Raw genomic sequence first — 23,476 nt, 5'->3', positions numbered from 1 at the left:
TCTATAGAATCATAGGAAAGGATGGCGTTTTTTATGTCTGTTTCTGTGTCCGACGAATTACAACTATTTGCTCAAGAGATTCAAAGTTTTTTATCTCCAAATTTCTTACGAAATCTTGCTAGAGATGTTGGTTTTGTACAACGAACCAGTAAGTATCAAGCACAAGATTTAGTAGCTTTATGTGTATGGATTAGTCAAAATGTTGCTAAAACCTCTTTAACTCAGTTATGTAGCTGTTTAGAAGCGTCAACAGAAGTGCTCATCAGTCCTGAAGGACTGAATCAACGATTTAATGCCACAGCCGTGCAATTTCTACAACAAGTGTTAGCCGAACTTCTCAACCAAAAGTTATTTTCAACTAAGCTGCCCTTTTCTCCATACACTTCTATGTTCAAGCGTATTCGTATCCTAGATTCAACTGGGTTTCAAATTCCCGATGTATTTTCATCTGTTTATCCGGGTGCAGGAGGATGCAGTCATACGGCTGGGATAAAAATTCAGCTTGAGTATGATTTGTTAAGTGGACAGTTCCTACATATTCATACAGGTCCAGGTAAACAACATGATCGCACTTACGGCTCTCTGTGTGCCCCAACTGTGACAGCGAATGATTTATGTATCCGAGATTTAGGTTATTTTCATTTAAAAGACCTTCAATATATACAAGATAAAGAGGCCTACTATATCTCTCGTATCAAGTCGAATACACGTATTTATCAAAAAAATCCTAACCCTGATTATTTTCAAGACGGAAGAATTAAGAAAGGTACAGAGTATATACAGATAGATATGGAGACGTTAATGAGCTCCCTTCAACCAGGACAAACATGTGAAATAGCTGATGCTTATGTAGGAATGATTGATAAAGTGCCAGCTCGTGTAATTGTTCATCGATTAACAAAACAACAGCAACAAAAACGATTACAAGATCAAGCTGTAAGAGAAAAAAAGAAAGGAATGAAGTATTCTCCTCGTAGTAAACGACTCAGTGGTATCAATGTATATATGACAAACACCCCTACAGATATTGTCCCGATGGGACAGGTACATGACTGGTATTCTTTGCGTTGGCAAATCGAAATTTTATTTAAAACGTGGAAGTCATTCTTTCAAATTCATCATTGTAAAAAGATAAAACCAGAACGATTGGAGTGCCATTTATATGGTCAGTTGATTGCCATTCTACTCTGTTCTTCTATCATGTTTCAAATGCGCCAATTGCTCCTCATGAAGAAAAAACGAGAGCTTAGTGAGTATAAAGCCATATATATGATTAAAGACTATTTTCTTCTTCTATTCCAAACTATACAAAAAAACACCCAAGAGCTATCAAAGGTGTTACTTCGTCTGTTCAATCTCCTACAGCAAAACGGGCGGAAATCTCATCGATATGAGAAAAAAACGGTCTTTGATATATTAGGTGTCGTTTACAATTCCATGTTTGATAATCAAGCCGCTTAATTCAAAAAAGTGAAACCCATTAGGGTTTATTTCGTATGCAAATCTTTCAATCACCTACACTTGCCCCTTAGAAAAAAGAAACAATCTCGCCTAAAATTGACTTTGCATAAGCTTAGCTTGATAGCGATGGGGTCTCGCCACATGCCCATCAAGCTAACCAAGTAACTTACTAGATATGAAGCGATCCTTGGTTTAAGACTAGCAATTGATAGAAAAGTAGGCATACTAAAGAAGCCTATTAAAGCGTGATTTTTTCGCTAGGCAGTTTGTCTATACTTCACCGTCGTTTTATACACAATCCCTAAAATATCAAAGACGGTCATTTTCTTATACCGATGACATTTACGACCGTTCTTTTTGAGCAGTAGATAAAGACGATGCAAAATTTTCAAAAGTTCTTCTGTGCCAATGGCTATCGCTTGAAACAGTAACGGAAAGTAATCTTTAATCATATAAATCGCTTTGTATTCACTCAGCTCCTGCTTTTTCTTTTCAAGCAGAAACTGTCGCATTTGAAACATCGTAGAAGAACAGAGGAGAATGCCGATGAGTTGTCCATATAAATGGCACTCTAGGCGTTCTCTTTTAATATTTTTACATTCATCGATTTCAAAAAATGACTTCCACGTTTTAAACAAAATTTCAATCTGCCAACGAAGTGAATACAGTGAGTGCACGTAGTTCGTTGGTACCCCTTCTAGAGAAGTGTTCGTGATATATACATTCATACCCATTAAACGTTTACTTTTATCCTTCATGACAATGCCTTTTTTCTTTTCACGTATCGCTTGGTTTTTCAGGCGTGTTTGCGTTTGATCATCGGTTAAACGATGGATAATGACACGTGCTGGAAGTTTCTGATTTTGGCCAATGTATACCTCGGGAATTTCTATCGTTTCACCAGGGATTAGACCCAACATCATTTGTGTCATATCAAGCTGGATGTATTCTGTTTGCTTTATTAACGTGCCGTTGTTGAAGTATTCCGGCTCAGGGTTCTTGATATAAATCCTTGTATTCAGCTTCAACCGCGAGATGTAGTAAGCCCCTTTATCATGGATAGTTTGTAAGTCTCCTAAATCGAAGTAACCAAGATCACGTAAACATAAATCGTCCGCCTCTACGGTTTCAAGGCAGATGGTACCGTATGTTTTATCATTATTCTTTCCTGGTCCAAGCTGCACGTTAAGCAATTGACCACTAAGTAAATCATATTCCAATTGGATTTTCACGCCTGCCGTATTACTACTTCCACCTGAACCTTGATAGTCAGTGGCGAAATGATCAGGCAGTTGAAACACTGTTGCATCTAAAATACGGATACGATTGAAAGTAGAGATCACGTGTGCAGAAAGTGAGTGATTTGAACAGAGTTTTTGTTTGAGAAGAGAAGTAAAGACTTCTCGAAGAAATGCGACAGCTGCTGGATTAAAGCGTTGATTCAATCCTTCTGAGCTCATCAATACCCCAGTTGAGGCTTCTAACTGACCGCACAATTGTGTAAGTGATGTGCTAGCGATTTCTTGACTGAGCCATACGCAAAGGGTAATGAGTTCGTTTGCTTGATACTTACTAGATCGCTGTACAAAGCCAACTTGTCTGGCGATATCTTGTAGGACTACTGGAGATAAAAAGTATTGTAGCTCTTGTGCAAAAAGATTCAGTTCATTTGAAATGATAGGGTTCATCAAAAACGCCATCCTTTCTGTATGTTTCTACAAAAAGAATAGCGTATCTTTGCATTTTGAGGAAGTTTAGTTTTGTTAGCTTGATAGCGATAGGGCGGGACCCCTAATATTGATGAAAAAAGACCGAGCAACTTATAATTATTATGGGTGAAACCAAAATAATTATAAATCCAACTATTCTATATTTTGAAAAGAACTGAACAATATACCCTATTAAAAGTAAAAAAATTAATACCCATATTAAATAGTAATCAAAGTTAGCTGGTTGACCAAAGGCTCTTGCACTGAGATTCAATATAGAAAAAATTAATAGAAATACCGGAAATACTATCAGTAAAATACGGTAAAGTACTTTTAATATTTTCAAACTATCCCTCCATACATATACTTAATTTCGAATGGTATATCCCACTATCTATAAATTACCGCCTTTTTTCATATCCTAAGATATATAGGTATATTTTAACATCTTCCAAGTTGAATGATTACTAAAATTAATCGTATATAAAAGTATTTTCATTTAACCATTCTGTGAATTGCAGAACGATCTCTTTTAAACATATTCAGCAACAAGAAATATTAATACGTATATTACAACCCCCTTTATATCATCGTAAATGGAGCGAAAAAGTACTCAGATGAGTACTTTTTGCTAACTTAAATCACCATTTTACTTTTGAGCGGTTGCTCTCATATATTTCGCAAATATATCTACATTAGTTATTAAAAGGGATTTTATTTCAAATGTTATTGGTAGTTCAGTTTCAATCAAGACCCATGTGATTTTATATGTAAAAAAGCCCCTTTTTTATCTAAAGGAGGCTAAGTATTATTCTTATTAAGCTAACACTTTGAGGTATCCCTAAAACAAAAATTTTATATAACTACAACCATTATTTATGAGAATTTAGGTCATTTTTTTCGTTTTGGGGAACAATGAATTTCTTAGCTTGATGGGCATGCGGCAGGACCCCTCTCTGGGGAGGTTTCAAGAGTGCATTTAGTTTGATTATTTGGTTTTGGATCGTTATGTTTTTGCTATTTGGTGAAGCTTGCTACAATAGAATCGAGTCGAAAGTCTAAATACCCTTAGGCAGCTCTCATAGATTTATGGTCTATGGGGGCTTTTAATTAGAACTTTAAATAATTTCACGTACCGTATTTAGAAGTAAAAAAATAAACATCCTTACCAGGTTTTTTTCCATTTTGTGGATTCAATGTGCTACGATAGTTATATATTCGCTTTGACAGTAATAGGGGGCGTGTCTATGAAACATCATATAAAAGTTAATGGACAGATCCGTCAAACAAATAAGAAATGGTCGCATCTCAGACAACAACAAAAAGAACGCATTTCTAATTGGCTTCGTAGGGAATATACAAAATTTGTACAACTGAATCATAGAATGGAGGATAACATTGGGATATGAATTAAAAGAAATCAATCCAACAAAATATATTTTTTCTTATTGTTTAAATTCATATGATTGCTATGAATTAAGATCTGGAAAATGTTCTTTATATCTAAGCGAAAGTGAAGCAGAAAGTATCCACGAACAGGATGGAATAACTGATGAAAGTGATGTACTGTATTGTCGTAATTTAGCTAAGAGGTTATTCCAAATGAATTATTTTGAGAATATAACCTTTCAAAAAGAAGCTTACTCCATTAGAATGCACCAAAGACATTGTGGTCATTATGAATTTACTGATGGTCAACATAGAACCTGTATTGCCAAACATTTAAACCTCCAAACAATATATGCAAAAATTGAGCCTATGCATAGTGAAGATATTTGGGTTTGTTCTGCTTGTAGATGCAAACAAAAGATTCAAATTGAAAATAGTAAGATGAAAAACAAGATATTAAGAATATTAAAGTTAAATCAGAAAACAAAAATACCAAATGATATTCTTGATGAAGAGTATATGAATTTTAAAACAGATATTCATTTAAAAGAACAATATATCAAAGGAAAGACTAGATGCTAAAAAATGTAGTGAATAATAAATTTAAACTAATATTGGGGTTCAGCCGAGATACGTATAAAAATAGATCATAGGCTTACTTTTATTTCCAAAATAAGCCCTATTGAACTTATAACTAAATATCGTTTTGTCTATTAGGGGTTAACCCTAATCACCCATTAGTTATCTACTGAAAATACTTCGTTTCAATTGTGTGATTAGGGTGTATGATATTAGGTTCAAAAATCTTAGAGAAACCCCTCGTTCTGATTGTGTTTGGAAATAAAAGTAAGGCTATGACTCAAAATTACATGTATCTCGGCTGTACCCCTTAAAAACTTGATGGACATGTAGCGAAACCCTTATAAGTTAATTTTTTGCTTATCTTCACTATAAATTTCAATAGTATATGAATCATTTCCAACCCACTTATTTACTTTCTTTGTTTTGAGCAAATCATCAATTTCTTTTTCTACTTTCCTTCCAAATTCTTTGGCTTCTGGATCAGAATTATTTATTTTTGTATGTATAGCTAGAATATAAGGTTGTTTTGCTTCAAAGTTCATTTGCTGGATTCCAAAACTATATTCGTTTTTTATAAACACATCATCGAAAATATAACCGAAAATTTTGTCCCATCTATTTTCTATCTTCACAATATCCATATTTTTTTCAGTTACATTAATTGTATACGGCTGAATACCTTGGTTCTTTAGCTGAGTATTAATTTCCTTTTTTACCTTTTCTGTTTTTTCAGTATCAGCTACTTCTAAATCTAATACTCTTGTTTTTTCTTCACTTATAGAAGTGCTAAGAAAAGATTTTTCATTTACCGTATTCTTAACAGTATCCATGACTTTTGAACCTTCACTTTTTGATTCCTCTATATCACTCTGGCAGGAACACAATAAAACGAGGGAAAATAGAGGTACAAATAATCTTTTTCCTTTTCTCATCGTAATAACCTCCTAAATTATTCTTGTCTTTATATCATTTATTATAATTGTTGTGGTAATCATATTTTGTATATACTACATTCAATTTCTTATAAGTCTGTTATTTCCTGTTGCAGAATCCTTATCACAAGGATTCTATTTTTTTGCATTAAATTTCTACAAACAAAAAAAGATAAGATCGGAGAATACGATCTTATCTTCAGCACAAGGAGTAAACATAAGTGATAACCATCATATTTTTATTATACTTTAATTTTTGTTAATTTTGAATATTAAATCCATAATTCGCAAGTATATCTATATTGAGAAATTTATTACAAAATTAGCTATAAATGATTCAAAATCCGAAAGTAAACTTTTACCCAGTAGTTTACTTTCATACTATTGATTTTTATAAGTGTTTGGTAAAGAAGACACAATGAATTGCAAATAAAAACTATACCGAAATCTAGTTCGGTATAGTAAAGTGCATATAAAAAATCCCTCTTTGTTACCTCCCCAAAAAAGAATCGTTGCCGAGGACCTTATAAACTGTATTTTCAGAAATATGACAAGCATGTAAGTATAATGTAAGACAATTCAATATGAGAAAAACACTCTTACTACTACAATGAATAACAGAAACATTCATGAAATACCTGTGATGCAATATCAAGTTATTTTAGTGCTTAAAACATTCGACCAAGTATTACAGCTTAAATAAGGAAATACGAAACTAGACCAACAATTAATGGTAAATTACTCGTATTTTAAAAAAATAAAAATGTTGGCAGGCATCATCTATCGACGCTCATTCTTAGTGTGTAAATTTGGAGGGAATTTCTCATATGAAAATAGTAAAAGTAAAAGATCTTAGTAAAGAATACACAGGCAAGGTTTCACATACAGCACTTTCAAATATTAATTTAACAATTACAGAAGGAGAATTTGTTGGGATTATGGGTCCTTCTGGTAGTGGGAAAACAACGTTATTGAATATGATTTCTACTATTGACTCGCCAACATCAGGTAGTGTATTCATTAATAGTAAAAATCCTTATCAACTATCACCCAATGATTTGGCCGTATTTCGCAGACAGGAATTAGGATTCGTCTTTCAATCCTTTAACCTGTTGCATACATTAACAGTAAAAGAGAATATGGTTCTTCCGCTCGTATTAGATGGTATGAATGTGAAAATAATAAATAAACGAGTAGAATCTATTTCAAAAAAATTAGGAATCAGTGAAATTTTGAATAAACGAACATATGAAATATCTGGAGGACAAGCACAGCGAACAGCGATTGCCCGTGCACTCATTCATGCTCCTAAATTGGTTCTTGCCGATGAGCCAACAGGAAACTTAGATTCTAAAGCTTCTCAAGATGTAATGGAGATATTAACACAATTAAATAAAGAGGAAAAGGCAACAATGATGTTAGTAACGCACGATCCAGTTGCTGCAAGTTACTGTGACCGCGTTATTTTTATTAAAGATGGAGAGTTATATAATGAAATTTTCTACAATGACAATCGTTCGTTATTTTATCAAAATATTATGGACATTCTTTCTATGTTAGGAGGGAATAAACATGACTTTTCGACAGCTCGCATTCAATAATGTTATACGGAATAAACGAATATATCTTGGACATTTTTTTAGTAGTACATTTGCGGTAATGATTTTCTTTACTTATGGGCTACTTGTCTTTCATCCAAATCTACAAGGCGAACTGACTCATGCAAGTACCATAATGAATACATTTGGGAAAATAGGATTTCAACTATCGTATTACTTAATCTTTGTTTTCTCTTTCTTATTTATTTTCTATTCTGTTAGCGCATTTTTAAAAAATAGAAAAAAAGAGTTTGGATTATTAATGTTACATGGAATGTCTCATCAACAGCTTCATCAATTAATTTTTTTCGAAAACATGTTGATTGGAATCCCTTCTATACTAGCAGGCATTGGACTTGGGATGGTTTTTTCTAAATTATTTTTACTAGTTAGTGGGTCTTTATTAGGAGTAGAGCATACATTATCCTTGTACTTTCCATTAAAGTCTATGGGAGTAACAGCTATTTCCTTTTTTGTTTTATTCCTACTCATTTCATTATTTACATCAAAAATGGTGAAAATGAATGAACTTGTAGAACTCATAAAATCAGAGGAAAAACCAAAACCTGAGCCGAAAGCGTCCGTTTGGATATCCTTGTTGGCAATAATCTTAATTGGAGCAGGTTACTCCGCCGTCCACTACTGTATCGTCGCGGTCGATTTTATGAGTTTAAAACAATTACTTCTACTCGTAGGAGTAGGTGTCTTATTAATTGTATGTGGAACCTATTTTTTCTTTACTCAATTGTGTGTATATGTGATATACACTTTAAAAAATAGAGAAACTACATTCTTTAAAAGAACCAATCTCCTTGTTATTTCAGAATTAGCGTTCCGAATGAAAGATAATGCGAGAACGTTCTTTATCGTTACAATTATATCAGCTGTATCTTTTACAGCAATTGGAGTTTGTACGGCAATCGCAAATCCTGAATTGGCAAAAAGTGCGACGCCATATGCATTTACCTATCGATCGGATAATGGAAATACACAAGAAAAATCCCATATTGAAGAGATAAAGAAACAATTAAAAGAATCTGGATTTTCTTATAAACTTGTAGCAACAAAATTTAAAAGGTCACAAAACGGTCCGGTGTTAATTAATCTTTCTACGTATAATGAATACGCAAAAAAATTAGGGTATGAAATAGAAAAATTAACAAATGAAACTGAAAGTATCGCTATACTACCAAAGAAAAATCCCACAAGTGCAGAGGATCAAAAAACATTGGAATTAAAACATGGCGAACTAGAAGTACCACTTTCTGTTCAAAAAACAATTTATATCCCAGAATTCACCGAGATTGACAACCCTTTTATTGTCTCTGATGCTGTTTACAGTAAAGTTCTAAATGTACAACAAGAAGGCGTACTCCGAGATTACACCATATACGGTTTTATCATAAAAAATTGGCCTGAAACAAGTGCAATTTCTACAAAACTTATGAAGTTCATTGGTACGAGTCAAGATGATTATTATGCCTTTTCATCTTTGTATGTAAAATGGCTTGAACTGAAACAACAAAATGGATTACTTTCTATTTCAAGTGTATTGGTGGGGATTGTATTTTTCGTATTTACACTAAGCTTTCTATATTTCCGTCTATTTACTGATTTAGAACGTGATAAAGAGCAATATCAGATGCTTTCAAAATTAGGTTTAAGACAAAAAGAGTTAAAGCAAATTGTGACAAGACAAATGATGATTCTATTTTTCTTGCCGATTGTAATAGCTATGGTTCACAGCAGTTTTGCATTTATAACTTTTCACCAATTAGGACAAACAGTAAGTAGAGAACTGTCCGTTATTCAAAGCTCAATTGTTGTATTAGTAAGCTTTATTTGTATGCAAATTATTTACTTCCTTATTATTAGAAATCACTATATAAAACGCATATGTACAAAAATATATTCATAAAAAGAGAAACAAATGTATAGTGATAATAAAGTTATTGAATTTTGATTAAAAAAGATAAGAGCCTTACTACATTCTATATGCAGCAAGGCTCTTTAAAGTTGTTTCAAATTATATCCATCTGCTTATGTAATGCTTAAAAAATGAATAATAAAGTTGTTTACTTCTTATTAAACTAACGCCCCCGTTAGTTTAAGTGTAACTCTTCGCAATTATTTGATATTATATAGATAAATAGAAATATAAATCAGAATTTAGTTTATAGTTATAAAAATAAGTTATTTATACCCTTATAATTCTTCAGAAAGGAGAGTGTATGAAAAAGACTATTGTTTTTGTATTAACGATATTTATATTATTCTCAGGATTCGCAACACAAAGTTATGCGTTGTCAGATTCGAAATCTGTGGCAATACAAGCATTGCTAGATGATGCCTGTCGTACGTCAGGTGTGCCTGGAATGTCACTCTCAATACTTGCTGATGGTGAAGTGTTCTACTTTTCTTCTGGGTATGCAGATCTTGAAAAGGGACTGTCTGCAAGTGAAAATACACTCTATGAGTTGGCCTCGGTGAGTAAAGCTTTTACTGGTATGGGGATTTTGCTATTGGAAGAGCAAGGGCTGCTATCAATGACTGACCCTATCCAAAAATATTTACCTTGGTTTACGTTAAAGTATCAAGGTAAACCTGTTGATATGCAAAACCTTATATTAAATAACTTTCTTCACCATACCAGCGGCCTAACAAATATTAGACATCTTCAAAATATTCCACAAGGTAATACGCCTGATATGTTGCAAAAGACTGTGGAAACGCTGGTAGATGCAGAATTGGCGTTCTCTCCTGGTGAACAATATAACTATGGAACCGTTAATTATGACGTATTGGGTTTGGTTATTGAGATTGTATCACGACAAAGCTATGAAGACTTTATGAAGGAGCAGGTATTTCTACCCTTAGGTCTTCACCAGACGTATGTTTATAAAGAAGATGCTCAAGCCACTGGACAGTTAGCACAGGGTTACCGTTCTTCCTTTTTTATAACAACTCCATTTAACGCTCCGGATTATACTGGGAATAAACCTGCCGGCTATATCATTTCTAATACAAAAGATATGGCGCGTTGGATGGGCATACAGATGGGTATCGTGCAGGACATACCCGAAATATTTCACAGGGCCATCGAAAAATCACATAGGGGTGATATGTCTGTTTCGGCTGTCAATGATATGTATTATGCGGCAGGTTGGTCGGTAAACGCCGAACAAACGTTTATAGAACACACTGGGGGTAATCCAAATTTTAGTACCAAAGTAGCCATACTGCCAAATGAAAGAACAGCCATCTGCTTACTGAGCAACGGCGCAAATACCAATATAAACCTGGTACTACAAGTTAAAAATATATTAAACGGCAATCTAACTCAGTCATATGAGATAAGTGGCACACAGCTTTTGGACATCATTTTGTCGTCTACCACAATTATTCTTTGCCTATTAGCCGTTCTGTTATTTTTCTTAGGATTAAGAAAAAGGAAAACGAATGAGCAGCAGCCAATGACAAAAAAGAGAACAATCGTAACAATTATTTTCCTAATCGCTACGATTGCCCAGTGTATAATGTTTTTTGCCTTCGATTGGTCAACGATACTTATTTGGCAAACATATAGTGTTCTTACAGCTTTAATTTCGTCAACATTATTAACAGCAAGCATTACTTGGTTTGTATATACTCACCGATTAGATGCCTCGGTCCGAAAATAAGTACAATGTTAAGTAAATAAATCTTAATTTATCGATATCCTTAATTTAAAAAACAGAAGACACCTCGGTGTCTTCTGTAATGTCATCGACACTTCTCCTAGTTAAACCCACTTGCTATTTCTTCCACTAACCTGCCTCGTTAGTAGAAGAAGGATTTTTAAACTACTATATTATTTTTTAAATGACTTTATTGTAAATTAAACAACTTTATTATCTCTGTACAACAAAAAATTGAAGGTGCAGACTCAATCACTAAATATGATTGAGTCTGCACCTTCAATATGTTAAACAATATACCAAGATTAATCTGTGTTTGTTCCAATTTCTCTTGACACTGTTGACTTAATCATTTGTAAGTGGATCCAAAAAGAAGGAATGGTTGCCGCATTCCTTATATTCAGATTGCAATGTTTATTTTAAGTTTTCAAAATTTTCATTTCCCTATTTTTCACTATTGTATTCGGAATTTCATTCCAGATGTAAAATTCCAATCATAATAATAAGGTGTCTCCAATGTAAACTTTTAGCCAAAAGTTTACATTCATTTTTCCTTAAACATTGACTTTTATCTAATTTCACTGATATAATAAAAATAGACAAAAAAGTATACATTCAAATCATTGAAAATAAAGGGATTGAAAAGCAGATGGATAAAAAGCAACATTTAATTGATGTACAACCAATTCGGAGCATAGAACAGCTTAATGATATGAAATGGTCGCTCAAACGTCATTGTTCAGATCGTGATTATATATTATTTTTAATTGGTATTAATACGGGGTTACGTGTAAGTGATTTACTCAAAATGGAAACGAATGAAATTTTAAAACTGAAGCGAAAAAAACGGAAAGAATTTAAAGTGAAAGAAGGAAAGACAAAAAAGGAGCGTATCATAAATATTACATCCATTTTTGAGGAAGTACTTCCATACGCTGAAGATCTAAAAAGTATCTGGTTATTTCCTTCTCGAAAAGGTGATAAACCCATTAGTAAAATTCAAGCCTATCGACAGTTACAAAAAGCCGGGGATTTTGCCGGAGTCGAATCTTTAGGTACCCATACCATGCGTAAAACATTTGGATATTGGTTTTACAAGCAAACAAAGGATATTGCTATGTTACAAGAAATATTGAATCATAGTACACCACAAATTACACTAAGATACATCGGGATTAATAAGGAAGAAAAAGATAATGTACTTGACACATTCCGCATCTAATTTAAATGAAATGCTTTTTTGTTTTGTTGAAAATATATGAGGTACTATCAACAAACGTTAAAATGTTGATGGTACCTCATATAGGACGGATTAGCATTTTCCATAGTCCCCTTTATAGGGTGATTTTTATAAACTGGACTGTAATTTAAGACTCTATTTCATACCTCTTTCGGACGGGAACACCAATTGACCATTTGTAATCAATAAAAAACGCCATCCTTACCTATGATTCTACAGAAAGAATAGCGTATTTTTTCATTTTAAGAAAGTTTAGTTTTGTTAGCTTAATAGCAATGGGTCTTTACTCCAACAAAGGGATTTATGGAAAATTGTAGAATGTATTAATTTTAAATTCTTATACCCAATTTTTTAGGAGTGACTACAAATGCGAATATACCCTGATTGTCCAATTATTACTAGAACAGTAGAGGTTGGCGGACTTACGAAATCACAGCTTATTCAGAAATTGCAACAATACTCCATTTTGATGAATGAGTATGGAGAAAGACTGCTAGCTGATGATAAATTTACGACTTCTAATACAAAGTACAGCCTGGAGACCGTTGAACTAACCGTTATAGACCTTGGCTTTCCTGATGGAGCTACTACGGCTCAGCTCTTTAAAAGAGCGAGCGAACTTGGTTTGGAATTGTGTCCGCTTGAGCTGGGACCTCAACTAAGATTGGAGTATCTGGAACAGCCTGAAGGTTATTTGGGGAATGCCTCACAACAACATCAAGCTCCATCTGGCTCCATCACAATAGCATCGGAAATATTAACTAAAGACGATGATTTTCCGAAAGGCTTTTATCTTAGACAAATTAATGGCGTGTTTTGGCTACGCGGATACATCGCTGACCATCTGCACGTTTGGAAGCCTGAAGACCACTTTATCTTTGTCAAACAAAAAAATTTTAAGAAGTGAGAAATCATGAGAAACTTACCTGCTTTTGTTCAACTAAAGGGGGGCTTTACTTCATGAGACCGTCGTTAGACGGTCTTTTTTATTGTCCTTGTTTTTAGGGATCACCACATCACCATCAAGCTAAGAAAAGCAAATACCTCAAAACAAAAAAATAAGCTTTTTTGTTACAAGTTAATACAAAATTTCGTTCTGGGGGTACTATAAAATATTAGCTTGATAGCAATGGGGCATTATAAAATTCTTAAGTTGATGGGCATGCGGCTGTACCCCTATATAAATCTAAAAATAAAGAATGACTGTTTTAACAGTCATTCTTTATTTTTAAGATTTAAGTATGAAAAAGTGTTCCTTGTAAAGCTTTTACATAGCGATCAGCAGATCTTTGAACAGCTTCATTTGCATCCTCGATTATTACTCTATGAAATGCATTATACAAACGATTAAAAGGTAAGTCTTTAATCTTATCTACCATTTCTTTTACTTTATTAGCTGGTAACGGAATCAAATTTGGATAACTATACATAAAACTTACCCACTGACGATCTGCAACAACTTGAATGATATCGCCTGTCAGAAGAAGCCCTTTTTTATCACTGCCATCTTTCCAATGTAAAATAGCTCCACCTTTAAAATGCCCTCCCAAACGATAAATTGTAATCTCATCAGTTAATACCAAAGATTCTCCAGACCAGAAAATAATTTGTCTACTTGAACGATTTACCCACTCTTTATCATCTTCATGAATATAAATTGGAACATTAAATGTTTCTGCCCATTCTACTTGTGTAGAATAATAGTGAGGATGGGAAAGTACAATTGCTTGTATACCTCCCAATTTATGTATCTCTTGTATTGTATTTTCATCTAAATAAGTAATACAATCCCACAAAACATTAAAATTTTGACTTTGTATTAAATAAGCTGTCTGCCCAATTGCAAATTCAGGTTTTGTATTAATGCTATATAAACCAGTTTCTTCTTTTAAAATTTCATTTTTATATAATTTACTTTTTTGCATTTTTTCAAGAGTAGTCCATGATTGTCCAGATGGATTAATATACTGCCTTTCTTCATTACAAATTATACAATCAGAAGGAACTTCTTGACTTTTAGAATATTGAACGCCGCATGTAGTGCAGATGTAATTTAACATATGTATGCCCCTTTGTTATAAACTTTTTCACAAATTAATTATAAACTTTAAACTACAATTAATCTATTTGTATATTGAGAATCTTCAAAAACGATTATATATACTTACTTTAATTAACATAACACCCCTTATTGGGTATCATTATAAATGATAGCGGGTATAATTTATACCTATTTTACATTTATTTAATATCGTTTTATCATAATTTATATAATATTGAAAGTGAGTGATGAACATGATTGGAATGCAATATAAGGTCATTTTGCCAAAAGATTATGATATGGGGATTATTCAAAAAAGGGTGCAAGACAATGGACATAAGACGGACAGTTTTCCAGGGCTTAACTTTAAAGCGTATTTAATCACTGAGGCAGAAAAGAATGAAAGTTCATACAATTCCTATGCCCCGTTATATATTTGGGATAACTATCAAGGAATGAACAAATTTATCTTTGATGGTTTTTATGACAATATTTTAGAATCCTTCGGATGGCAACAAATCAATATCGGTGTTCCTTTGTCTATTGACTTAGAAAAAGATTTTATTAAAAGTAAATATGTTGTTGAATATGCAGGGAATATTACCGAAAGCAAATCATTAACCAATACGCCATTTAATACTATTAATCACTATGTGGAAAATGCAGAAATAAGTTTGGGGAATTTATTAGTTTATAATCCAGATAAATGGGGATATAGCCAATTCAGTTTTTATCAAGAAAAACCAAAAGTTAACTCATCAGACCACCTTATAGTATATGAGGTTTTGCATATTTCAAAATAACAATTAATCTCAAAACCACACAACAAGAAAGGGAATGAGAGTATATGCCTTTTGTTAACGTTTATTACCCTGAAGGTCTATCGAATAAAGAAGAATTAAAAAAGGTAAGCACTAGTATTCACCTTTCTTTAATTGAACATTTTGAAGTACCTGAAAATGATTACTTTCAAATGTTTTTTCCCTATCCATCTAACCATTTTTTTTACGATCCGTATTACTTGTTAGAAGGAGAAAAAAAGAGAACAGAAAAAATAATGTACGTATCTATTACATGTGGGCCAGGAAGAACAATAAATCAGAAAAAGAGTTTGTATCAATCCCTATCAAAAGCTATTTCTAATCATTTAAACATCTCTACAGCCGATATTTTTATTACATTAAACGAGACATCTGCTGAAAACTGGTCATTTGGTCAAGGAGTAGCACAAATGGTTAATATGAGGGAGGGAAAAGAATAGTGAATAATCGTATCGAATCCCATATACCAAAGAAAATGAGAGATATGGCTCCCGATTTTGTTGATTATAGTGAAAACATATTATTCGAGAAAATATGGAGAGACCCTACTTTAACATCTAAAGAAAGAAGTTTATGTACACTAGCTGCCCTAATTAGTATCGGCAATACTGAACAACTACCATTTCATCTACAACTAGCTGAAAAGAATGGAATTAACGAAAAGGAAATTATTGCTTTGATAACACATATGGCCTTTTACGTTGGATGGCCTAAAGCTGCCTCTGCATTAAATATAATAATAAATTAAATATGAAGACTTAATTTTCCGCTAACACTGTTTTTCTTTAGAGCATTTTTAAACAAATGATATAAAAATGAGCAAACTTTTATAAAAACTGAACATCTAATCACAAAGAAAAAATCCATTTTGATCAATCTATTTTTCAAAATAGATTTTTTTGTTTATCATAGAATGCGGATTTGTAAGAGATTTATTCCAAAGCTAGGTGTCTTTGTTCCGAAAAAGGGGGAATAAGGGAAAAGTACAATCTATTCTTTAGTAAGCCTTGCAGCAAATCCTTTCCCCTTATCTTTTCTTAGCAATAAAATAGACGTTGCGATAACGGCATCGCTTATGATGAATAAAATACAAGATAATGGCTCTATAGTAAAAAGTTTTTTTCCTCACAAGAACTAAGTCTTTTTTATGATTTCTTGTGAAAAATATACAAATTTACTTCTTCTCAAAATACACTGCCAGAATCACATCACTCTCAATATGTTCACGAATTATATGTATCGATAACATGAACTTCATTTTCTTATAGTTTATTAATCCTGAATCTTAATATATACCTTTCTGTAATAATGATACATTCTTCTCTATTTACCTATATCTACATTTTTTATAATTTATTATGAAATATATATTGATTTAAAATATTTTGTTCAAAATGTTCAATTGGAATTTTTAGGGGCTTAAAACAGTTATTTGTTCTCTTTTTTAAAATTCACATAATTTCCAAATATCTAAAGGGCATATGTTAAGGTTTGTTATATAATGAAATCAAGCCATATGTAAGATGGTTTCCCCGTTACGAGTAATGAGATAGTTTGATTCACCTTTTATACATTATCTGAAAAAGAACTTGTAGGAATCCCTACAAGTTCTTTTTGTTTTTCATTTTAAATAACCTAGAATTGAACTTTAAAAGAAACTAAATATATTAATTGAGGAAATTTGTTATTACACCGTCTTCAACATGTTTTTTGAACTCTTTTTGATTCACCTTATTAGTTTGATAAACTCTCTATACGGGGTTCATCCGAGATATATGTAATTTTGAGTCATAGTTTGTATTTTATCTCCATTATCCGATTATCGTGCAATAAAAAGGGATTGTAGTAATAATGTTGTGGATTATTTTTGATACAGTATTTTGTTACAATAAATTTAACAGTTAGGATATTTCATATTTCCAAATACAAAATGTAACAAAACCTAACAAGAAAATTATATTTTGTTACATTAGGTGACGTGTTATATTGAGTTATCGTTAACTTTAAGAGAATCAAATCTACATATAGGAGGAGTCTAAATGAATTTATCTCAGGAAAAAAACTTAGAACTTATGATGCATATTATTACTTTATTATCTTTCATCATTCTCACTCTTTTTAGCATTACAATTTTTTATATACCCTTAATTTTTTATTTCATATTCAAATCAAAAAAACTTCGTATAATTGCTATTGAAACAGTTGTTTATCAGTTATTCACTTGGATTATTGTATTGATATGGAATACTTTTGTAATGAGGACTTTAATGCTTTCTATGTTCCATTCCGACATGAATGTGAGTGATATGTCCATGATATTGTGGACAGCCCCAATTTATATAATCCTAACTATTTTATTAGGTTTCGGGCCCCTTAAAGGAATTTTATATGTATTACAAGGGAAAGATTTTCATTATCCTATTATCTCGAAATGGATTAGCAAGTAAAATAATAATAAAAAAGAATCCAGCGAATTATGGATTCTTCTTTTTATGGTTATTTGATATTATCAAGGTTTTTAATTCACACTCGTTTTTTCAATCAGTTGAATTTGAAAAATGTCACTGTCATTAATGCCAAGCACCTTCATTTCCTCTTTAAACGAACGCCAGGGTTCCACTTTAATGGATTTTATACTTTTATACCGCAAAGTATATTCTTTTATATAATATGAATTTTTTGTTTTATTTTTCTTCAAATAATCTTCCTCCGTTATTATTAATGGATGTAATCATAATATCTTTTTAACGAAAGCTTAGATTTAAAACCTACTTGTTTTATAATTTCTACCTCTAAGACTTCATTTTCGATTAGCCGTAAGATAAATGTATTCCGTAGATGTTGTGCTGAAATTCCTTTTCTTAAATTCGCTCTTTCAACTTCAAGTCGAATCATTTTTTGAACAGCAATTTCTGTTAAAGCCTTGGGAGCATCGTTGTCATATGACCAATGATAAGTTTTTCGAGTAAAATCGAATGCTACGAATAGTGGATCATTGCTATGATATTTTGGACGAACAGGTTCAGGAATAGTTCTATAATAGTTAAATAATATCTTTTTATCATCTTCAGTTAAAAGAATTACTCTCTCTATACCCACTATTCCTGGTACTGAGATCGTGTTGTTTTCAAAATGGACGTGCTTCATCTGTAAACCTACAAGTTCTTGTAAGGACAATCCATTATTAATGAGTAAATGCACAACAGCAATGTTACGCTCCATAAGTACTGGGCGAACAGATCGTTGTTTTTCTGTTAATCCTTCTAATGAGGTTAAAATGCACTTTAACCTTTTTTCTTCCGCTTTAGAAATAAAGTCTTCATCACGTAACGCACGATTAGGCTGAACTACAAGATTTATATCTTCCATTGGATTGGGTATGTCTAAATATTGATAAAGTCTACTTAAAACAATATAAACACGATGTATCGTTTTATCCGAGTAATTTCGTTGCTTCTTTAAATCATTAAAATACTCTTCATAATCCTCTGTATTAAGTGTCAACCATATATTGTGGAATGGAAGCTTTTTAGATTTTTGCAACCACTGACCAAAATTTTCAATATCATAGGCATAGCGTTTAATTGTAGAAGGTTTTCTTCCTTTATCTAATAAGAAAGAAGAAAAATACTGTACTGTATCTTGGAACTCTTTTGTTGGCATAACCTTATCATCCTAATTTTTTCTTTTAGTATATCAAATTTAAAATAACTTAAAGTATACATGCTCTTCTATAGTCCTTTAAAAATCAAATCCTAAAAAAATACATGATGAATTTAATAAATAGGATAATGATTCAGTTTTTTGAATTTTCACTAGGGAAAAGACAAAAAATGTCTTTTTAAAGCATATAGGTATATCAAATAGCTATAATGTGTAAACAAATTATATGGCATATCCCCCTAGAGAGGAGGTAACACCTTATGGATAATAGCTTAGCAATAAGAAACCCCGAACTAGCTAAACAGTGGCATGAAACTAAAAATGGAAAATTAACTCCTTTTCATGTTACATTTGGTTCCAATAAAAAAGCATGGTGGAAATGTGAGAAAGAACATGAATGGGAAGCGTCTACATGGAATCGTCATAAAGGAAGAGGATGTCCTTATTGTGCAAATAAAAAAGTTTGTATAGATAATTGTCTTGCTACATTGAATCCAGAGATAGCTAGACAATGGCATCCTACTAAAAATGGAACATTGACTCCATACGATGTAGTTGTAGGAAGTTATAAAAAAGTATGGTGGATGTGTGAGGAAGGACACGAATGGGAAACTAAAGTATATCGTCGTGCAAAGCACGGCTCTAGCTGTCTTTATTGTTGTGGACAAAAGACTCTCTTTGAGAAGTCTATTGTAGTTACACATCCTAATTTATTAAAAGAATGGCATCCATTTAAGAATACATCTGTAGATCCTTCAACAATTTCTTTTGGTTCAGATAAGAAAATTTGGTGGATGTGTAAACAAGGACATGAATGGGAAACTAGATTATATGATCGCACAAAAAACGGTTCTGGCTGTCCATACTGTTCAGGACGTAATGCTACTATTGATAACTGTTTAGCTAAAGTATATCCGGAAATATCAAAAGAATGGCATCCAATTAAAAATGGATTGCTTACTCCAAATGATGTTACTCCAAAATCAGGGAGAAGAGTATGGTGGATATGTGAAAAAGGGCATGAATGGCAAACAACAGTTCACCAAAGAGGCTTTGGAACAAATTGCCCTTTTTGCAAACCTAGAACTTCTTTTCCAGAACAAACAATTTTCTATTTCATAAACAACAGATTTAAAAATACATTAAGTCAACACCTTACAGAAGATGGTGTAGAATTTGATATCTTTAATAGTGAGCTATCGTTTGTAATTGAATACGATGGATACTATTGGCATAGGAATCGCTATGAACAAGATGTAAAGAAAAGTGAATATGTTGCTCAAAAAGGGTTTTTGCTAATACGAGTTAGGGAAGAAGGCTTACAAAGAATAAACAATAATTCCACAATAAATATTTCCGTTGGAAATCCTCCAAGTTTTAATGAATTAAACAATATAATTCCTGAAATATTCAAGCTTATTTTTCAACATAATAACCTCTGTTGTGAAAAAGTGAATATTGATACTGAAAATAAAAAATATGAGATCACTAAATTATTTAAGAAAAAAAATATTGAAAACTCTATAGCATTTCATTATCCTCAACTAGTCAAAGAATGGCATCCCATTAAAAACAACGAGTTAAAACCAGAACATTTTAAAAAAGGGGCTCACTTAAAGGTATGGTGGAAATGTGAAAAAGGGCATGAATGGGAAAGTGCTATATATTCCAGAACAACTGGAGTAGGCTGTCCTTATTGTGCTAACAAAAGAGTATGTATAGATAATTGTTTAGCTACATTGAATCCAGAAATAGCTAAACAATGGCACCCTACTAAAAATGGAATATTGACTCCTTATGATGTAGTTGTAGGAAGTTATACAAAAGTATGGTGGATGTGTGAGAAAGGACACGAATGGGAAACTAATGTACATAATCGTACAAAAGGTAGTGGCTGTCCTTATTGTACTAACAGAAAAATATGTATTGATAATTGTCTAGCTACATTAAATTCAGAGCTAGCTAAAGAATGGCATCCCACTAAAAATGGAACATTAACTCCTTATGATGTCACGAGGAGTTCAAGTAAAAGAGTATGGTGGAAATGCAATGAAGGACATGAATGGGAAACTTCAGTTAATAATCGTGCCTATGGTAGTGGCTGTCTTTATTGCTCAAGGAAAAATAAGTTAGGTGTAAAGTGACAAAAAAGTTGTTTAATTTAAAATAAAGTCGCTTTCCCTTACGTAAGGAAAGTGACTTTTTAGATTGATTTCCCCTTTGTTATCAAGCTATTTACTTTAAGTTCCTTTGACTAATTTTGAAAATGTTGTTGACTATTCAGTTGAACTGTATTACGTTATTATTAAGTTGAACTATATAGTCGAACTGAATAAAGGGTGAGGATATGAAACATAAATTATTACCGTTGTCTGAAACCATGCATTATATTTTATTAGCTATGCGTGAGCCACTCCATGGCTATGCCGTAATGCAGAAGATAGAAAAGATAAGTAACGGTACTGTTATTTTAGCAGCTGGTACATTATACGGTGCGATTGAAAACTTGAATAAGCATGGTTGGATTGAACCTGTTGGAGAGTTAGGTCGAAGAAAAGTTTATATGATAACTGCAGAAGGAAGCGCCATTTTGAAAATGGAACAAAACAGGTTATTGCATATTTTATCCCTGTACGAAGGAAGTGAATCCAATGAAGAAATTTAAGATGTTTTTTGATATTGAAAAAGAGGAACAATGGCTGAACGAGCAATTACAAAAAGGCTATCGTTGTACAAATATTAGTGGATTAGGAATATACACTTTCAAAAAAACTGACAAGAGATATGTTATGCGACTTGATTATCAAGATTATTTACCTAAGAAAAAGTTGGTTGAATACAAAGGGATATATAAGGATTTCGGTTGGAACTATATAAAGGGGCCCTGGCTTAGCGGAATACGGTATTGGCAAAAAGAAGATGATGATCAAAATGAAATCTTCTCGGATCGCCAATCAAAGGATAATTATTATAAAAGATTAATGGGTTATTCATTTTGGTTGGGTACGCTGTGTTTAGCTTATTCTTATATATTTTACAAGGATTCGCGATTATATCATGAAGGTCTTTGGAGTATGAAAGATTCATTATTTTGGAAGGCATTTTTATTTGAAACTCCATTTGTCCTTGTGAAGTTGTCTCCCACACTTCTGTTTGTTTTTTTGGGTAGCATTTTCTATAAAGTTTATCAAAAGTATTCAATGTTAAAAGAAAAATAAACGTTTTTGAAATCTTCCAGAATCGGGCGCTATTGTTGAATAAAAATTAGATTTTTAAACGACTTTATTATTATATTTTTTAGTGTAGTGAAATACCTTACTTTAAAAATTAAACAACTATATTTTTAACCCCGTCCTAAATTTAGAACGGGGTTATGCTTGGTTGAGTTTTTAAAATTAAATAACTTTATTATCATTTTACATATTCATGAATCCAAAGTAATTAAAATATGCTTTGGGTTTTGTTTTTCCAAGATAAGGTGTAAATATATCTTTACATTTATGGTGTTTTTATATAATCTATTAGTAAAGATATCTTTACATTGCAGGTGAAACGATGGCTGTAAAAAATAAAATTAAAGAACTACGAGTACAACATGAAATTACACAAATTCAAATGGCGAAGGACTTACAGGTTACAAGACAAACGATTGTAGCCATTGAAAATAATCACTACAATCCAAGTTTAGAATTAGCACTAAAAATAGCTCATTACTTCAATCTAAAAATGGAGGACATTTTTACACTTGAATAATCTTGAAATAAGGAAGCGAGAGAACAATGCAGATACAAAAACAAGACGAAATGGAACAATATCATGTAGCAAAAGCCAGTAGAAATGCGTTCATGGTCTATACTGTTTTATTACTCATTTGGTCGTTATACGACAACTTTAGAAATGGGTATTTAGGAAATGCTTTTTTGATTTTATCAATAGGGAATGCAGTGTATTTTTGGACACTCGTTGTACAAAAAAGAAAAATAGAACGCTTTGAAGAAACAGATGACTCTGATACAACAATAAAATTTGTAAAAAGAAACAAACATTTTATTATATGGGCAGTTATCTTAATTGTTATAACTGTTATTGGATTACTTACAAAGTAAAAGGAAAAAGTAACTTCCGAGAACGATAATTATGTAAATACGCTGTCCATATGGGCAGCGTATTGTATTTTTTGCTTAGCGTGGGGTTTTTCCAAAATGCTGGCGGTACCCCATTGCTATCAAGCTAAAAAAATAGATCACCCCAAAAAGAGAAAACATGTTAAATTCTCATAGAAAACTATCTTATATTAATCCACTTTTCTATATTCAATTATGTTAAGTTTCTGGAGGCTAACCAAATCCCTGCCAGTACTTAT

At 32.3% G+C, this 23,476-nt stretch carries 21 protein-coding genes and 1 pseudogene; 17 read left to right on the top strand and 5 right to left on the bottom strand.

The window, feature by feature from the left end; all coding sequences use genetic code 11:
- Positions 1-33 precede the first annotated feature (33 nt).
- On the top strand, positions 34-1,461 hold the full coding sequence (locus MHH59_RS30165; protein ID WP_340853685.1) for an IS4 family transposase: 1,428 nt from the start codon (positions 34-36) through the stop codon (positions 1,459-1,461).
- A gap of 257 nt (positions 1,462-1,718) precedes the next feature.
- Here the strand turns inward: MHH59_RS30165 and MHH59_RS30160 are convergent, their stop codons facing one another.
- Complete coding sequence (locus MHH59_RS30160; RefSeq protein WP_340853777.1) at positions 1,719-3,149, bottom strand: IS4 family transposase; 1,431 nt, start codon at positions 3,147-3,149, stop codon at positions 1,719-1,721.
- A gap of 1,268 nt (positions 3,150-4,417) precedes the next feature.
- On the opposite strand from MHH59_RS30160, the pseudogene MHH59_RS30155 reads away from it, so the two are divergent.
- Positions 4,418-4,555: pseudogene (locus tag MHH59_RS30155) on the top strand (transposase); the annotation flags it as partial.
- Positions 4,556-4,568: 13 nt separating this feature from the next.
- Positions 4,569-5,141 (top strand): hypothetical protein, encoded by a 573-nt coding sequence (locus MHH59_RS30150; protein ID WP_340853684.1) that lies wholly within the window; start codon positions 4,569-4,571, stop codon positions 5,139-5,141.
- 338 nt (positions 5,142-5,479) lie between these two features.
- Here the strand turns inward: MHH59_RS30150 and MHH59_RS30145 are convergent, their stop codons facing one another.
- Positions 5,480-6,073, bottom strand: coding sequence for a DUF4030 domain-containing protein (locus MHH59_RS30145; RefSeq protein ID WP_340853682.1), 594 nt, complete (start codon positions 6,071-6,073; stop codon positions 5,480-5,482).
- Between the two features lie 827 nt (positions 6,074-6,900).
- On the opposite strand from MHH59_RS30145, the gene MHH59_RS30140 reads away from it, so the two are divergent.
- The 5 genes from MHH59_RS30140 to MHH59_RS30120 all read left to right on the top strand — a co-directional run bounded on the left by MHH59_RS30140 (position 6,901) and on the right by MHH59_RS30120 (position 13,495).
- The gene (locus MHH59_RS30140) at positions 6,901-7,674 is read left to right on the top strand and encodes an ABC transporter ATP-binding protein (protein ID WP_340853680.1); all 774 of its coding nucleotides are present in this window, start codon (positions 6,901-6,903) and stop codon (positions 7,672-7,674) included.
- Entirely contained in the window at positions 7,646-9,589 is a 1,944-nt protein-coding gene (locus tag MHH59_RS30135; RefSeq protein ID WP_340853679.1) for an FtsX-like permease family protein, read from the top strand. Before MHH59_RS30140 ends, MHH59_RS30135 begins: the two co-directional genes overlap by 29 nt.
- Before the next feature lie 313 nt (positions 9,590-9,902).
- Entirely contained in the window at positions 9,903-11,351 is a 1,449-nt protein-coding gene (locus MHH59_RS30130; protein WP_340853677.1) for a serine hydrolase domain-containing protein, read from the top strand.
- A 646-nt stretch (positions 11,352-11,997) separates the two neighbouring features.
- Positions 11,998-12,570 (top strand): tyrosine-type recombinase/integrase, encoded by a 573-nt coding sequence (locus tag MHH59_RS30125; RefSeq protein ID WP_215551254.1) that lies wholly within the window; start codon positions 11,998-12,000, stop codon positions 12,568-12,570.
- Positions 12,571-12,955: 385 nt separating this feature from the next.
- On the top strand, positions 12,956-13,495 hold the full coding sequence (locus MHH59_RS30120) for a helicase (RefSeq protein WP_340853672.1): 540 nt from the start codon (positions 12,956-12,958) through the stop codon (positions 13,493-13,495).
- Positions 13,496-13,823: 328 nt separating this feature from the next.
- On the opposite strand, the gene MHH59_RS30115 is transcribed toward MHH59_RS30120, so the two are convergent.
- Positions 13,824-14,648 (bottom strand): MBL fold metallo-hydrolase, encoded by an 825-nt coding sequence (locus MHH59_RS30115; protein ID WP_016093926.1) that lies wholly within the window; start codon positions 14,646-14,648, stop codon positions 13,824-13,826.
- A gap of 235 nt (positions 14,649-14,883) precedes the next feature.
- Between MHH59_RS30115 and MHH59_RS30110 the strand changes: the two genes are divergently transcribed.
- The 4 genes from MHH59_RS30110 to MHH59_RS30095 all read left to right on the top strand — a co-directional run bounded on the left by MHH59_RS30110 (position 14,884) and on the right by MHH59_RS30095 (position 17,897).
- A complete protein-coding gene (locus tag MHH59_RS30110) occupies positions 14,884-15,432 on the top strand; it encodes a DUF4865 family protein (protein ID WP_340853669.1) in 549 nt (182 codons plus the stop codon).
- A gap of 44 nt (positions 15,433-15,476) precedes the next feature.
- Positions 15,477-15,890, top strand: coding sequence for a tautomerase family protein (locus MHH59_RS30105; protein WP_340853668.1), 414 nt, complete (start codon positions 15,477-15,479; stop codon positions 15,888-15,890).
- Positions 15,890-16,198 carry a carboxymuconolactone decarboxylase family protein gene (locus tag MHH59_RS30100; RefSeq protein WP_340853666.1) on the top strand — a complete coding sequence of 103 codons (309 nt, stop codon included), beginning with the start codon at positions 15,890-15,892 and terminating at the stop codon, positions 16,196-16,198. Before MHH59_RS30105 ends, MHH59_RS30100 begins: the two co-directional genes overlap by 1 nt.
- A 1,291-nt stretch (positions 16,199-17,489) precedes the next feature.
- Positions 17,490-17,897 carry a hypothetical protein gene (locus tag MHH59_RS30095; protein ID WP_340853664.1) on the top strand — a complete coding sequence of 136 codons (408 nt, stop codon included), beginning with the start codon at positions 17,490-17,492 and terminating at the stop codon, positions 17,895-17,897.
- 71 nt (positions 17,898-17,968) lie between these two features.
- Here MHH59_RS30095 and MHH59_RS30090 read toward each other — a convergent pair whose 3' ends face one another.
- Positions 17,969-18,148, bottom strand: coding sequence for a hypothetical protein (locus tag MHH59_RS30090; RefSeq protein WP_340853662.1), 180 nt, complete (start codon positions 18,146-18,148; stop codon positions 17,969-17,971).
- 20 nt (positions 18,149-18,168) lie between these two features.
- Positions 18,169-19,113 carry a tyrosine-type recombinase/integrase gene (locus MHH59_RS30085; protein WP_340853660.1) on the bottom strand — a complete coding sequence of 315 codons (945 nt, stop codon included), beginning with the start codon at positions 19,111-19,113 and terminating at the stop codon, positions 18,169-18,171.
- A gap of 260 nt (positions 19,114-19,373) precedes the next feature.
- On the opposite strand from MHH59_RS30085, the gene MHH59_RS30080 reads away from it, so the two are divergent.
- The 5 genes from MHH59_RS30080 to MHH59_RS30060 all read left to right on the top strand — a co-directional run bounded on the left by MHH59_RS30080 (position 19,374) and on the right by MHH59_RS30060 (position 23,219).
- Entirely contained in the window at positions 19,374-21,257 is a 1,884-nt protein-coding gene (locus tag MHH59_RS30080) for a zinc-ribbon domain-containing protein (RefSeq protein ID WP_340853657.1), read from the top strand.
- Between the two features lie 203 nt (positions 21,258-21,460).
- A complete protein-coding gene (locus tag MHH59_RS30075; RefSeq protein ID WP_340853655.1) occupies positions 21,461-21,778 on the top strand; it encodes a PadR family transcriptional regulator in 318 nt (105 codons plus the stop codon).
- The gene (locus tag MHH59_RS30070; RefSeq protein ID WP_340853653.1) at positions 21,765-22,331 is read left to right on the top strand and encodes a DUF2812 domain-containing protein; all 567 of its coding nucleotides are present in this window, start codon (positions 21,765-21,767) and stop codon (positions 22,329-22,331) included. Before MHH59_RS30075 ends, MHH59_RS30070 begins: the two co-directional genes overlap by 14 nt.
- 337 nt (positions 22,332-22,668) lie before the next feature.
- Positions 22,669-22,866, top strand: a complete 198-nt coding sequence (locus tag MHH59_RS30065) for a helix-turn-helix transcriptional regulator (protein ID WP_002204018.1) — start codon at positions 22,669-22,671, stop codon at positions 22,864-22,866.
- A gap of 26 nt (positions 22,867-22,892) precedes the next feature.
- Positions 22,893-23,219, top strand: a complete 327-nt coding sequence (locus MHH59_RS30060) for a hypothetical protein (protein WP_340853650.1) — start codon at positions 22,893-22,895, stop codon at positions 23,217-23,219.
- Positions 23,220-23,476: the final 257 nt, after the last annotated feature.

Origin of the sequence: Bacillus sp. FSL E2-0195 (genome assembly GCF_038003645.1) — a bacterium.
GTDB lineage: Bacteria > Bacillota > Bacilli > Bacillales > Bacillaceae_G > Bacillus_A > Bacillus_A mycoides.
This window is presented reverse-complemented; position numbering and strand designations above follow the sequence as displayed.

Excerpts from the sequence above, each read along its gene's own strand:
- MHH59_RS30165 (WP_340853685.1), top strand. The coding sequence starts at position 34 with ATGTCTGTTTCTGTGTCCGACGAATTACAACTATTTGCTCAAGAGATT.
- MHH59_RS30160 (WP_340853777.1), bottom strand. The coding sequence starts at position 3,149 with ATGAACCCTATCATTTCAAATGAACTGAATCTTTTTGCACAAGAGCTA.
- MHH59_RS30145 (WP_340853682.1), bottom strand. The coding sequence starts at position 6,073 with ATGAGAAAAGGAAAAAGATTATTTGTACCTCTATTTTCCCTCGTTTTA.
- MHH59_RS30140 (WP_340853680.1), top strand. The coding sequence starts at position 6,901 with ATGAAAATAGTAAAAGTAAAAGATCTTAGTAAAGAATACACAGGCAAG.
- MHH59_RS30135 (WP_340853679.1), top strand. The coding sequence starts at position 7,646 with ATGACTTTTCGACAGCTCGCATTCAATAATGTTATACGGAATAAACGA.
- MHH59_RS30130 (WP_340853677.1), top strand. The coding sequence starts at position 9,903 with ATGAAAAAGACTATTGTTTTTGTATTAACGATATTTATATTATTCTCA.
- MHH59_RS30125 (WP_215551254.1), top strand. The coding sequence starts at position 11,998 with ATGGATAAAAAGCAACATTTAATTGATGTACAACCAATTCGGAGCATA.
- MHH59_RS30120 (WP_340853672.1), top strand. The coding sequence starts at position 12,956 with ATGCGAATATACCCTGATTGTCCAATTATTACTAGAACAGTAGAGGTT.
- MHH59_RS30115 (WP_016093926.1), bottom strand. The coding sequence starts at position 14,648 with ATGTTAAATTACATCTGCACTACATGCGGCGTTCAATATTCTAAAAGT.
- MHH59_RS30110 (WP_340853669.1), top strand. The coding sequence starts at position 14,884 with ATGATTGGAATGCAATATAAGGTCATTTTGCCAAAAGATTATGATATG.
- MHH59_RS30105 (WP_340853668.1), top strand. The coding sequence starts at position 15,477 with ATGCCTTTTGTTAACGTTTATTACCCTGAAGGTCTATCGAATAAAGAA.
- MHH59_RS30095 (WP_340853664.1), top strand. The coding sequence starts at position 17,490 with ATGAATTTATCTCAGGAAAAAAACTTAGAACTTATGATGCATATTATT.
- MHH59_RS30085 (WP_340853660.1), bottom strand. The coding sequence starts at position 19,113 with ATGCCAACAAAAGAGTTCCAAGATACAGTACAGTATTTTTCTTCTTTC.
- MHH59_RS30080 (WP_340853657.1), top strand. The coding sequence starts at position 19,374 with ATGGATAATAGCTTAGCAATAAGAAACCCCGAACTAGCTAAACAGTGG.
- MHH59_RS30075 (WP_340853655.1), top strand. The coding sequence starts at position 21,461 with ATGAAACATAAATTATTACCGTTGTCTGAAACCATGCATTATATTTTA.
- MHH59_RS30070 (WP_340853653.1), top strand. The coding sequence starts at position 21,765 with ATGAAGAAATTTAAGATGTTTTTTGATATTGAAAAAGAGGAACAATGG.
- MHH59_RS30065 (WP_002204018.1), top strand. The coding sequence starts at position 22,669 with ATGGCTGTAAAAAATAAAATTAAAGAACTACGAGTACAACATGAAATT.
- MHH59_RS30060 (WP_340853650.1), top strand. The coding sequence starts at position 22,893 with ATGCAGATACAAAAACAAGACGAAATGGAACAATATCATGTAGCAAAA.